At 69.9% G+C, this 12,405-nt stretch carries 9 protein-coding genes and 1 pseudogene; 7 read left to right on the forward strand and 3 right to left on the reverse strand.

Annotated elements, in window-relative coordinates:
- Positions 1 to 9: 9 nt before the first annotated feature.
- Positions 10 to 1,065 (reverse strand): annotated as a pseudogene (locus BLV94_RS18910) (acyltransferase family protein); the annotation flags it as partial.
- Positions 1,066 to 1,285: 220 nt separating this feature from the next.
- Here BLV94_RS18910 and pgfA point away from each other — a divergent pair.
- Positions 1,286 to 2,440 carry a cell envelope lipid trafficking protein PgfA gene (gene pgfA, locus BLV94_RS18915; protein ID WP_072947519.1) on the forward strand — a complete coding sequence of 385 codons (1,155 nt, stop codon included), beginning with the start codon at positions 1,286 to 1,288 and terminating at the stop codon, positions 2,438 to 2,440.
- Positions 2,441 to 2,556: 116 nt separating this feature from the next.
- On the opposite strand, the gene BLV94_RS18920 is transcribed toward pgfA, so the two are convergent.
- Positions 2,557 to 3,753, reverse strand: a complete 1,197-nt coding sequence (locus tag BLV94_RS18920) for a polysaccharide biosynthesis protein (RefSeq protein WP_072947520.1) — start codon at positions 3,751 to 3,753, stop codon at positions 2,557 to 2,559.
- 62 nt (positions 3,754 to 3,815) lie between these two features.
- On the opposite strand from BLV94_RS18920, the gene BLV94_RS18925 reads away from it, so the two are divergent.
- Positions 3,816 to 5,537 (forward strand): MmpA family trehalose lipid delivery protein, encoded by a 1,722-nt coding sequence (locus BLV94_RS18925; protein WP_072947521.1) that lies wholly within the window; start codon positions 3,816 to 3,818, stop codon positions 5,535 to 5,537.
- Here the strand turns inward: BLV94_RS18925 and BLV94_RS18930 are convergent.
- Positions 5,478 to 6,698 carry a glycosyltransferase family 4 protein gene (locus BLV94_RS18930; RefSeq protein WP_072947551.1) on the reverse strand — a complete coding sequence of 407 codons (1,221 nt, stop codon included), beginning with the start codon at positions 6,696 to 6,698 and terminating at the stop codon, positions 5,478 to 5,480. The genes BLV94_RS18925 and BLV94_RS18930 overlap by 60 nt on opposite strands.
- 174 nt (positions 6,699 to 6,872) lie before the next feature.
- On the opposite strand from BLV94_RS18930, the gene BLV94_RS18935 reads away from it, so the two are divergent.
- The 5 genes from BLV94_RS18935 (at position 6,873) to BLV94_RS18955 (ending at position 12,387) form a co-directional block, all read left to right on the forward strand.
- Positions 6,873 to 7,628: a class I SAM-dependent methyltransferase gene (locus BLV94_RS18935; protein WP_072947522.1), complete on the forward strand. Its 756-nt coding sequence runs from the start codon at positions 6,873 to 6,875 to the stop codon at positions 7,626 to 7,628.
- A gap of 2 nt (positions 7,629 to 7,630) precedes the next feature.
- A complete protein-coding gene (locus BLV94_RS18940) occupies positions 7,631 to 8,518 on the forward strand; it encodes an ROK family protein (RefSeq protein ID WP_072947523.1) in 888 nt (295 codons plus the stop codon).
- Positions 8,519 to 8,598: 80 nt separating this feature from the next.
- A complete protein-coding gene (locus BLV94_RS18945; RefSeq protein WP_072947524.1) occupies positions 8,599 to 9,768 on the forward strand; it encodes a phosphotransferase family protein in 1,170 nt (389 codons plus the stop codon).
- Positions 9,765 to 10,910 (forward strand): Rv3169 family protein, encoded by a 1,146-nt coding sequence (locus BLV94_RS18950; protein WP_072947525.1) that lies wholly within the window; start codon positions 9,765 to 9,767, stop codon positions 10,908 to 10,910. The genes BLV94_RS18945 and BLV94_RS18950 overlap by 4 nt, the downstream gene beginning before the upstream one ends.
- Positions 10,911 to 10,938: 28 nt before the next feature.
- Positions 10,939 to 12,387 carry an aldehyde dehydrogenase gene (locus BLV94_RS18955; protein ID WP_072947526.1) on the forward strand — a complete coding sequence of 483 codons (1,449 nt, stop codon included), beginning with the start codon at positions 10,939 to 10,941 and terminating at the stop codon, positions 12,385 to 12,387.
- The last annotated feature ends 18 nt before the right edge of the window (positions 12,388 to 12,405 follow it).

Raw genomic sequence — 12,405 nt, forward strand, 5'->3', positions numbered from 1 at the left:
CGCGACACTCAGCACCGTCGTCAGGAACAGGATGTAGACGAAGTGGCCGGAGAACGGGACGAGCCCGAACACCGGGAAGACGATGGACAGCACCGCGAGGTGCCAGATGAAGATGCCGTACGACCAGCGGCCCACCGCGAGAGCGAGCGGGCTCGCGAGGTAACGGTGGGTGGACCTGTCGGACAGCACCAGCGGTGCCATCAACGCGAAACTGATGACGGCGCCGAGCGCCATCTTGACGGCGTACTGCCAGGGTTCGGGACGCACCAGCCCCTCCGGCCCGGCGAGGTCGGTCGCCGTGAGCGCGAATGCCACTGCGGCGACGAGGAACATCCGGACGCGGTGATGCGCCCAGCGGTGCATCCGCCCGGGTGGGCTCACCGCCAGTTCGGCCAGCAACATCCCAGCTCCGAACCAGGGCAGGTATCCGGGCAGCCAGTTGTCGTGGTGGATGCCGCCCGGCGTCGAGACCGGTACGAATGCCCACGTCAGGCTCACCGCGATCAACGCGAGGATCGCCGGAACACGCAGCCGCGCAGCCGGACCCCGTAGCCGGACCAGTGCGAGGGCCAGCAGCGGAAGCACCAGATAGAAGGCCACCTCCACCGACAGACTCCACATCTGGGTCAGACCGTCGGTGAGAGTGAGTGGCACGAACACTTGCACGAGACCGAGATTCGCCCACCACGTGCGGTAACTCGCGTTGGCGGTGGGCAGGAACGTCAACACCACGGCCACGGCGACCCAGTACGCGGGCAGGATGCGCGTCGCCCGCGAAATCCAGTACCGGACGACGCCGGGGGCGGAACCCATCCCCCGCGCAGCCCCGGCATGGCTGCGCCACAGCAGGAATCCCGACAGCGCGAAGAAGACCGCCACCGCCAGATCGAATCGTCCCCAGATGCGGCCGAGGACCGGCACGTGCGTCGCGCCCGTCTGGAAAGCGACGTGCGTCACGAGCACCCCCAGCGCCGCGAGACCGCGCATCCCCTCCAGTGCGGGAATGAAACTGCGCGGAGTAGCGGTCGCCGCGGGCGCGGGCGAGATCGTGGCCGGGGTGCTCATCACCAACAGTGTGCCTGGTCCGGGCCCTGTGACGGAAAACTCCGTCCCGGTCACTTCGCTGCGGAACGGCCGGTGCGTTTACTATCCGATGGGGCAAATGCGCATTCGAGACTGTTAGTGTTTTGCCTCACGTGGTGTCGATGTGGGCTCCATGCGATCCGTGCAGCCGTGCTGCCGGTGGGGGAATCTCAATCGACAGAATTGGGTTAGGAGAGAAAGCATGGCGGAGCGCTCAGGGCCGAGCCGGATACTTGCTTGCATTCTGGTGGGCCTCGGTGCCTTCCTCTTGGCCGTCGCCATTCTCATTCCCACCTACACGGTGGGCAAATTGGCGAAGACGCCCTTGGACCTCGAAGTGACCACGATCGCCGAAGGTTCCGGCAGCGTGCTCAACTCGCAGGCTCTTCTCGCAGGCAAGACCGAAGTCAACACGAACGTTCCACTGGTGTCACAGCGTTACGTCACCACCGAGGACCCGGCGAACGCGGACGTCGTCACTCTCCAGGCGGGGCAGACACTCCGGCGCACCGACAAGCAGGGCGACACCGGACTGCTGTCCGCGATCGTCGACCGCAACACCGTCGACCGCAAGACCTCGATGCCGACCAACGACCCGGTGGGCACCATCCAGACGCAGCCCAACCAGCCTGCCGAGGAAGTTCCGCGCGACGGACTGCAGTACAAGTTCCCGTTCGACTCGGAGAAGAAGAGCTACCCCTACTTCGATCTGAACGCGCGCGCCACCCAGGACATCGACTTCGTCGAGGAGACGGAGATCAACGGTCTGAAGGTGTACCACTACAGCCAGACGATCGCGCCGGTCGACCTGTCCAAGGTCGTCAACTCGCCCACCAACAAGCTGACACTGCCCGCCGAGACGTGGGGCGTCCCCGGCGGCACCCTCCCCGTCACGATGACCCGCTGGTACACCAACGTGCGTGACGTGTGGGTCGAGCCCGAGACCGGTGTCGTCGTCAAGGGCCAGGAGCAGCTGCACCAGTACTACGCCCGCAACAAGGACAAGCCGGAGATCGACGTCCTGAAGGTGGAACTGCCGTTCAACGAGCAGACCATCGAGTACCAGGTCCAGCAGGCCAAGGACGGCATGGACAAGCTCAGCACGTTCGGTCGCACCGTGCCGATCATCGCCGGCATCCTCGGTCTCATCGCCCTGATCGCAGGACTGTTCCTGGCGCTGCGCGGCGGCAAGGGCAAGCAGCCCGCACCGGCCGACGGTGGTGACGTCCCGCAGAGCGGTGGTGGACGCCACGTCGACCTGGGCAAGTCGGAGGCTCCCACGGAGCAGCACGACTGGACCACGGACAAGACGGAGGAGATTCCCGTCGCAGATCCGCGCCGATACGACGAGCGGTAGAGCGCGACAACCGGACGCCACGTAGTCCGGTGCGAAGGGGACCTCGGTTTTTCACCGAGGTCCCCTTCGTCGTGTCAGGGCTGTCGTGTCGGGGGGCCTGTCGAACCGGGCCGATGTCAGATCGCGGGTGCGTCACGTCGCGCGCTGCGCACGGCGAAGAGACTCGCGACCAGGGCGGTGCTCGACGCGACCGTCACGGCGACGGCGATGAACTGCCCGATCGTGGACGCGAGGGTCAGCATGGCGGTCATCTCGACGGCGAGGCCGATCCAGGCGATGACGGCGAGGTACGTCCGCTCCCCCGCGATGGCGGACAGCAGGGCGCCCTGCAGGACGGCCAGGCAGGCGCCGTGGAGCGCGAACAGCCACAGCAGCGACTGCACAGGGCGGTACGCGTCCCCGACGAGGAGCGGGACGAGGGGGGCGGCCACCGCGACACCCGCGACGAGCACTGCGCCCAGTCCGACGAGGACGGCGAGCGCCGAGCGGATCGCTTGCGCGGAGTGCGCGGGATTCGCCATCCGCGGGTACAGCACCACCCCGACGGCCTGCGGCAGCCAGAACGCGGCCTTGGTGGCGACGGCACCCAGCGCGTACAGGCCTGCGTCGTCGTTGCTGAGCACGATGCGGGCGATCACGAGGTCCATCGACGACAGCGCGATCAGCGCCAACTGCACCTGCGACGCCTTCAGCACGGCCGCGACGCCGATCCGGGTGCTCGATTCCCCGGTGATCCCGGAGTCTGCGAACAGTCGGGCGCACAGGGCCACCAGGCCGGTGCCGACCGCGCTGGCGGCGAGGGCGAGTCCCGGCCCGGCGCCGACGGCGAGCACCACGACCGCGGGAACGACCTTTGCGATTCCGGCTCCGGCGAGGACGACGCTGAGCGGGCCGAACCGCGCCGAACCCTGCAGCAGTCCCTGTTCGGTGGCGAGCAGGACGAGGACGGGCGCTGTGACGAGCGCCGAGAACGTGGCGAGCATCCCGGTGTCGAGGGCGAACGACACGAGGGGCGTGAGCAGCGTCGCCGCGACCGCGACGATCAGCGCACAGCGGTACCCCAGCAGCCGGAGCGCGTGTGCACCCTTGCCCCGGACCGCCTCGCGGGCGACGACGGTCTGCAGTGCGAGCGCGGGGACGGCGAGGACGAGTTGGGCGGCGAGCAGACTCGCGAACTCCCCGTAACCCGCCGGGCCGAGCCAGGCGCTCGCCGCCCAGGCAAGCAGGTAGGACGCGATATTCGCGGTCATCGAGCCGGCCGTCACCATCGTCACCCCGGCGACCGCCGAGCTGGTGAGGGTCTGGCGTGGCATTCGCCCATGATGCACTACGTGCCGTGCGGGCCGGGTCGATGCACCACGTATCGTGACGGCCCATGACCGTCCGGCGCCGAGCACCGTTCGTGGCGGCGGTCTACAGCCTCGTCCTGGCGCTACTGATCCTCGGTCCGCTGCTCGGTCCCGGCTATCTGCTGCTGCGTGACGCGGTGAGCACTCCCCGGTCGTATCGCACGGACTCGGCGCTCGGTCTCACCGATGCCGCCGCGCGGGCGGTCCCGCAGGACGCCCTCCTGGCCGCGCTGAGTGCGTTCGTCAACGGCGGACTGGTGGTGAAGGCGATCCTGCTGCTCGCCCTGTGGGCGGCGGGCTGGGGCGCGGCCCGCATGGTCCGGACAGTCCTGCCGACCGCCGGGCTCGGGCCGCAACTCGTGGCCGCGACGGTGACGGTGTGGAACCCGTACGTCGCCGAGCGACTGCTGCAGGGTCACTGGAGTCTGCTGACGGGGTATGCAGCGCTGCCGTGGACGGTGTGCGCGGCCGTCGCTATCCGGCGCGGTCGGCGGCAGGGGTGGTTCGCCCTCGCGGTCTGCCTCGCCGCGGCCGGTCTGACACCGACCGGGGTGTTGCTCGCGGCGGTGACGGCGCTGGCCGTCCTCGCCTGCCCGGGTGGACGCTCCGCCCGAGGGCTCCGTCTGACAGGTGCGCTGGGCCTGTTCTTCGCCGCGAGCGCGCCGTGGCTGGTGGCCACGGCTCTGTCCGGCGGCGGCGGGGACGGTTCCGATCCCGCCGGGGTCGCGGCGTTCGCGGCCCGCGCCGAACCGGGTCTGGCGACGCCCGGCAGTCTCGCCGGGCTCGGCGGCGTCTGGAACGAGACCGCCGTCCCGCAGACCCGGACCACCCTGTTCGCCCTGGTCGGAACGGTCCTGCTGCTCGGTGTCGTGCTGTGTGGTCTCCCTGCGCTGTGGCGGCGTCGACGGCATCCCGCAGTGGCCGCGCTGACCGTGCTCGCACTGCTCGCGGTGCTGCTGCCGACGCTCGGCGCGACGGCGTGGGGTCTCGACGCCGGCCGCTGGTCGGTGCAGCACGTCCCCGGCGCGGGGTTGCTCCGGGACGCGCAGAAGTGGGTGGCGCTTGCGGCCCCGCTGTATGCGCTCGCCGCCGCGGCCGCCGTGCTGCGGCGCCCGGTCACCTGGTCAGTCTCGGCCGTCCTGATCGTGCTGCTCGCCCTCCCCGACCTCGCGTGGGGCGTCGGGGGCTCCCTGCGCCCGGTCCACTATCCGCCGTCGTGGCGGCAGCTGGCCGCCGAACTGGACGACGACCCGACCAGCGGGGACGTCGCCGTCCTGCCCACCGGCATGTTCCGCAAGTTCCCCTACAGCAGTTCCGCTCCCGTCCTGGACCCCGCCCCGAGAATGCTGCCGGAGGACGTCCTGCAGACCGGCGAGCTGGTGGTGGCCGGCGGCAGCGTCGGGGGCGAGGGGTCCCGGGCGCAGCAGGTCGAACGGGTGCTGCTCACCGGCGGTTCCGCCGCCGATCTCGCGTCGCTGGGCGTCCGATGGGTTCTGGTCGAGCGCGACACGCCCGGACCGCGCGGCGAATCCGCGACCACCCTGTCCGGGCTGGAGCGACAGTTCTCGGACGAGCATCTGGAGCTGTACCGCGTCGACGGCGACGTCGCGCCGTACGAGGCGACCCGACGGGCGCGCGCGACCGTGATCGCGGCCCACGTGCTGTGGGCGATGCTGTTGGCCGGTGGTCTACTCGGCGCGGGCGTGCTCGAGGCCCGGACGCGCCAGCGCCGGCGACACCAGCCCTGACGTGCGCAGGCCCGCGGCCGTGCCGGCCAGCACCTCGTGGACGCCGTTCCCGGTGTGCTTCCAGGAGAATTCACCCGCCCGGACGCGTGCCTTCTCACCGAGCACCGTGCGGGTCTCGGGCTCGAGCAGGAGCGTCTTGACCGCCGCGGTCAGGTCGGCGACGTCGGCCGTCGCCGCCTCCGCCTTGCCGACCAGAACGCCGGTCACGCCGTCGACGACCGAATCCGTGAGGCCCTTGGAGCTGCGGTAGCCGACGGTCGGGACGCCGTGCTGCGCTGCCTCGATGACGGCGAGACCCCAACCCTCCTTGCGGGACGGCATCACGTGCACCCAGGACTGCGACAGCAACTGGTGTTTGCGGGTCTCGTCGACGTGCCCGTGGAACGTGACGGCGTCGCCGATGCCCAGCTCGTGCGCGCGGTCGCGGAGGTTCTGCTCCCACCAGCCGCCACCGATGACGTCGAGGTGCACGTCGGCGATCGTGGGGCGCAGGGCGGCGACGGCCTCGAGGGCGTCCTCGATCTGTTTGTGCGGCACGAGCCGTGACAGCACGCACACGCTGGGGTGCGCGGTCCTCGTGTCGGCGCCGCCGATGTCCACGCCGAGGGGGATGTCGTCGGCGCCGTTGCGCACCACCGCGATCCGCTCGCGCTCCACTCCCAGTTCGACGAGTTCGTCGGCGGACGGCAGCGACACGGTGAGGTACTGGTCGTCCCGGTGGGTGCGCGGCGACAGCCGGGATTCCACCCACCAGCCGATCCTGCCCATCAACCGGCCCGCCACCGGCCACTGCTCGCGGTGGCAGTGATGGACGAGCAGCGTGACCGGTGCGCCTGCGACGACGCGGGAGAAGAACGGGATGCCGTTCTGGGTGTCGATGACGGCGTCGGGCCGGATGCCGCGGAGCGGCCCGAACCCGAGCCGGCCGGCGGCGATCGCGGCGAGGGCGCGGGGGTAGACGCTGTACCGTCCGCCTGCCCGGCTGATCTCGATGCCGTCGACGGTCTCCTTCTTGGCGGCGCCGCGGTAACCGGCGGTACGGAGGGTGACCTTGATTCCCCGCGCCGCGAGCTGGGCGCCGACCTCCTCGAGGTACCGCTCACTGCCGCCACCCTGCGGGTGACCGGTGTCGCGCCAGCAGAGCAGCAGAACCTCTCGCACGTTCATATACTCCTGTGGTCGGTGCGGTACTCGTGGTCTCGGGGCGGGACGTTCGCCGCTGTAGTCCCCGAACACCCTATCGGTCGTATTCCACCCGATGTTGCAGCCACCGCGAACGGATTGCCGTCCCGGCGGCTCCACTCGCTAAGGTTCAGTCTCGTGACGACGCCTCCCGTGACCCGGCGATTCGGTCGACGGGCAACCCTGAAGAGGTCGTTCGGCCTGCTCAGCGACTTCCGGCACGAACAGACCGCGCCCGACCTGTTCTACGGCGCCCTCGCCCGCGACTCCGTCGAACTGATCGGCGACCTGTGGGGCGGTCTGACCGACGCGGATCTCACCGGCACGACGGTCCTCGACGTCGGCGGCGGCCCCGGCTACTTCGCGGACGTGTTCCAGCAGGCCGGCGCTCGGTACGTTCCCGTGGAACCGGATCCGTCCGAGATGCACGCCGCGGGGCTCGCGGTGGGCGGCGCCGTCCGTGGGTCGGGGCTGGCACTGCCGTTCCGGACGTCGTCGGTGGACATCTGCTTCTCGTCCAACGTCGCCGAGCACGTCAGCGAACCGTGGGCAATGGCGGAGGAGATGATCCGCGTGACGAAACCCGGCGGCCTGATGGTGCTGTCGTACACGTTGTGGTGGGGCCCGTTCGGCGGTCACGAGACCGGACCGTGGCATGCATTGGGCGGCGAGTACGCCGCCCGGCGTTACCTGCGCAGGAACGGCCGGGAACCCAAGAACCGCTACGGTGTGTCGCTGTTCAAAGTGGGTGCGGCCGACGGGCTTCGGTGGGCCCGGTGCACCCCGGACGCGGAGTTGCTGGCCGCCTTCCCCCGCTATCACCCGCGCTGGGCGTGGTGGATGGTGCGCGTCCCCGGACTGCGGGAGTTCCTGGTGAGCAATCTCGTTCTCGTGATGCGGAAGCGCTGACCGTGGTCGCGCTGGCACTCGACATCGGTGGCACCAAGATCGCCGCCGGGATCGTCGGCGCGGACGGCGCGGTGCCGCACCCTGTGACCACTCCCACGCCGGCGGCCGGAGTCGCGGCCGCGTGCGCCGCCCTGCTGCGCGAGGTCGCGGGAAGCGCGAAGATCACGTCGGTCGGCATCGCCTGCGCCGGACCGGTCGACACAGTCGCCGGCACCGTGTCGCCCATCAACATCGAGGAGTGGGCGGGCGGATTCGGCCTGGTCGGCGCCGTGCAGGACCTCTTCCCCGGCGTCCCTGCGCGACTGGCCATGGACGGCGCCGCGGCCGCACTCGGCGAGCATCACCACGGCGCCGGTCGCGGCGCCCCCGACCTGCTGAGCCTCGTCGTGTCCACCGGCATCGGCGGCGGGGTGATCCTCGGCGGTCGCATCGCCACCGGCCGGACCGGCAACGCGGGACACATCGGCCACATGGTGGTTCCCGGCGGGACCGACCCGTGCACGTGCGGCGGGGTCGGGTGCCTGGAGACGGTCGCCAGCGGACCGTCGTCCGTGCGCTGGGCCCGCTCCCGCGGATGGCGCGGAACGACGGGCGTCGAATTGGCGCGGGCCGCCGCGGACGGTGACGAGGTCGCGGTGGCCGCCCTCGACCGCGCGGGGACCGCACTGGGGCAGGCGATCGCGTCGGCCGCGGCTCTGCTCGACGTCGATCTCGCGGTGATCGGCGGCGGATTCGCGCAGGCAGGGCCGCCGTTGTGGGACCCGATGCGCCGGGCCGCGGCCCGTCACGCCCGATTGTCCTTCGTCGCCGATCTGCGCGTGGTGCCCGCGGAACTCGGCGCCTCGGGCACGCTCGTCGGGGCGGCAGTCCTGGCCGCCGGCGAGGGCTGACACAGCGGAATCTCCTCACCTGTTCCGAAATTCTGTAACGTGTTCTAGTGTTCAGGGTCACACCACGTTCAGGAGAGGAGGTGACCGTGAGCACGAGCGCAACCCGATCTGCCGACGACTCCGATCACCAGTCCGAAGTTGCCAGGCCCAGTGATTCCCGTCGCGATCCGGAGGTGCTGCGGGAGGCGCTCCAACGCTGGCTCGCCGCGCAATTGCCCTCCGACGCCGCACCCGAGGTCACCCACGTCCATCTCCCCGACGCCAACGGCATGTCGAGCGAGACCATCCTGTTCGACGCCACCTGGTCGGGCGAGGTGCACCCGCTGGTCGCACGCGTCGCGCCCGCCGACACGACGATGCCCGTCTTCCCCGACTACGACCTCGACGGACAGTTCCAGGCGATGACGCAGGTCCGGGAACACTCCGCCGTCCCGGTCCCGGTCGTCTACTGGTCCGAGCCCGATCCCGGGCCGCTGGGCGCCCCGTTCTTCGTCATGGCCCGCGTCTCCGGGCAGGTTCCGCCGGACGTGATGCCCTACAACTTCGGGTCGTGGGTGACGGAGGCGACCGAGGAGCAGCGTGCACTGCTGCAGCACAGTGCCGTGAATGTGCTTGCGCAACTGCACGACATCGACCGGCCGTGGGAGCGGTTCGCGTTCCTGCGGCTGCCCGGCGCCGGCCCCACCGTCTCCGAGGCGCTCGCCGCGCACATCCGGCAGCAACGTGACTACTACGAATGGACGACCCGGTCCGGCCCCCGGTCCCCGCTCATCGAACGCGGCTTCGCGTGGATGGAGGAGAACCTCCCGGACGACTCCTCCCCCGCCGTCTTCTGCTGGGGTGACGCCCGCATCGGCAACATGATGTTCGAGGACTTCCGGCCGGTGGCCGTACTCGACTGGGAGATGGCCACGCTCGGGCCCCGCGAACTCGACCTGGGCTGGATGACGTACCTGCACCGGTTCTTCGAGGACATCGCCGCGGCCGCCGGACTCGACGGGATGCCCGGCTTCCTGCGCCTCGACGACCTCGCCGCCCTGTACGAGGAACTGACGGGCCACGCGCCCCGCGATCTCGAGTACTACACCGCCTACGCGGCCCTGCGGCAGGCCACGATCATGCTGCGAATTCAGGAGCGCGCCATCCATTTCGGTCAGGCCGTCGCCCCCGAGGATCCGGACGACATGATCATGCACCGCGCCTCGCTCGAGGCGATGCTCGACGGCACGTACTGGGAGAAGATCCGATGACCGCCGACTACGCCGGAAACCCGCTGTCCCCGATGGACGACTACCCCATCCATCAGGTGGCCGAACCCATCCGGCGGGTCGCGACGTCCGACCGCAACTTCTACGACCGCTACTACTTCAACTGCTATCCCTCGGCCGAGTCCGACCTGTTCCTCATCATCGGTCTCGGCCAGTACCCCAACCTCGCGGTCACGGACGCGTTCGCGGTGCTCCGCCGCGGCGACGACCACATCGTCGTCCGCGGGTCTGCGGCGCTGGGCCACGACCGCTCCGAGAGCACCGTCGGACCGTTCCGCGTCGAGGTCCTCGAGGGGCTGCAGCGCCTGCGCGTGGTGCTCGCACCGGGCGACTACGACCTCTCCTTCGACCTCACCTTCGACGGCGCGATCCCCGCGACGCTCGAGCCCCGCCACTTCCGCAGGCAACTCGAGCGGGTCACGTTCAACACGAGCCGCTTCGTCCAGACCGGTACCTGGGCAGGCGAACTCACGATCGACGGGCAGAGCCGCCCCGTCACCCCCGACACCTGGCGCGGCAACCGCGACCGGTCGTGGGGAGTGCGTCCCGTCGGCGAGTCCGAGCCGCCCGGACGGCGGGCGGTCGACGGGATCCAGAACTTCTTCTGGATCTACTCGGTGATGCAGTTCGAGGACTACGCCGTCTCCGTCGTCCTGCAGGAGGACGAACTCGGCAGGCGCATCGTCGAGGAGGCCGTCCGCATCTGGCCGGACGCCGACCGCGAACCCGAATGGCTGGGCCGACCCGAACACGAGCTGAAATTCGAGCCCGGGACGCGCGACGTCACGTCGGCGTCGCTGAGTTTCCACCGGCCGACCGGCGAGGTCGTCACCGTCACCTGCGAACTGCTGGTTCCCAACTACATCGGCATCGGCACCGGGTACGGACTCGAGGCCGACTGGCGTCACGGCATGTGGCAGGGCGAACTCGTGGTGCAGGGGCTGCGCAAACGGGCGTCCGAGATCGAGCCGGGACTCCGGATGTTCTGCCCCGTCGACAATCTCACCCGATTCCGGCTCGAGGACGGCGGCGAGACCGTCGTCGGGACCGGGCTGTTCGAGGTCGCGGCGATCGGGCCACACGCACGATACGGATTCGACAGTTTCACCGACACCGCCTCCTGACCGGGGGAACGACACGAGGAATGGACTCATGACCGACTACGACAAGCTCTACATCGGCGGCAAGTGGGTGGCCCCGGCCACCGACCAGGTGCTCGAAGTGTTCTCCCCGGCCACCGAGGAACGCGTCGGCAGCTGTCCCGTCGCGTCGCCTGCCGACATCGACGACGCCGTCGCCGTCGCCAGGCGGGCGTTCGACGAAGGTCCGTGGCCGCAGACCACTCCCGCGGAGCGCGGAGAGATCCTCGCGAAGGCGGCGAAGCTCATCGAGGAGCGCGGCGAGACCCTCAACGCGCTGATCTCGTCGGAGATGGGTCAGCCGCCCGCGATGGTCGGGATGATGCAGCAGACGCCGTCGCTCGCGACGCTGAACTTCTACGCCGGTCTCGCGAACGAATTCGAGTGGGAGCAGACCCGCACCGGCGTGTTCGGCCAGACGAAGGTGCTGCGGGAGCCGGTCGGTGTGGTGGCCGCGGTCCTCGCCTGGAACGTCCCGCTGTTCCTGGCCGTCAACAAACTGTCCCCGGCGCTGCTCGCCGGCTGCACCGTGCTGCTGAAGCCGGCACCCGAATCCCCGCTCTCCACACACGTTCTCGCCGAGATCTTCGCCGAGGCCGGGGTCCCCGAGGGCGTCATCTCCGTTCTGCCCGGCGGCGCCGAGACCGGTGAATACCTGGTCTCGCATCCCGGCATCGACAAGATCACGTTCACCGGCAGCAGTCCCGTCGGCCGCAAGATCGGGGCCATCGCCGCGCAGAACCTCAAGCGCTGCTCCCTCGAACTGGGCGGCAAGTCGGCGGCCATCATCCTCGAGGACGCCGACCTCGCGTCCACGATGCCGATGCTGGTGATGTCCGGGCTGATGAACACCGGGCAGGCGTGCGTCGCGCAGACCCGGATCCTCGCCCCGCGGTCCCGCTACGACGAAGTGCTGGACGCCCTCGTCGCGGGTGCCGGATTCATGGCCGTCGGCGATCCGTCCGACCCGGCCGCGCAACTCGGGCCGCTGATCTCCGAGAAGCAGCGCGACCGCGTCGAGGGGTACATCGCCAAGGGCAAGGAACAGGGTGCCCGCGTGGTGCTCGGCGGCGGCCGCCCGGAGGGCCTCGACAAGGGCTGGTACGTGGAGCCGACCATCTTCGCGGACGTCGACAACTCGATGACGATCGCCCGCGAGGAAATCTTCGGGCCCGTCCTCTCCGTGATCCCCTACGACTCCGAGGACGAGGCGATCAAGATCGCCAACGACTCCGACTACGGACTCGCCGGCTCGGTGTACACCACCGACATCGACCACGGACTCGCCGTCGCGAAGCAGATCCGCACCGGCACGTACGCCATCAACTGGTACGCATTCGATCCGGGATCACCGTTCGGCGGCTACAAGGCCTCCGGCATCGGCCGCGAGAACGGACCGGAAGGGCTCGAGGCGTTCTGCGAGACCAAGTCCGTCCTCATGCCGCCCGGCTACACGGGGTAGGCGGCTCCGCCGCCCGTG

It is taken from the genome of Rhodococcus koreensis, from assembly GCF_900105905.1.
Classification (GTDB): domain Bacteria; phylum Actinomycetota; class Actinomycetes; order Mycobacteriales; family Mycobacteriaceae; genus Rhodococcus_F; species Rhodococcus_F koreensis.

Coding starts and splice junctions, on each gene's coding strand:
- pgfA (WP_072947519.1), top strand. CDS start 1,286: ATGGCGGAGCGCTCAGGGCCGAGCCGGATACTTGCTTGCATTCTGGTG.
- BLV94_RS18920 (WP_072947520.1), bottom strand. CDS start 3,753: ATGCCACGCCAGACCCTCACCAGCTCGGCGGTCGCCGGGGTGACGATG.
- BLV94_RS18925 (WP_072947521.1), top strand. CDS start 3,816: ATGACCGTCCGGCGCCGAGCACCGTTCGTGGCGGCGGTCTACAGCCTC.
- BLV94_RS18950 (WP_072947525.1), top strand. CDS start 9,765: ATGACCGCCGACTACGCCGGAAACCCGCTGTCCCCGATGGACGACTAC.
- BLV94_RS18955 (WP_072947526.1), top strand. CDS start 10,939: ATGACCGACTACGACAAGCTCTACATCGGCGGCAAGTGGGTGGCCCCG.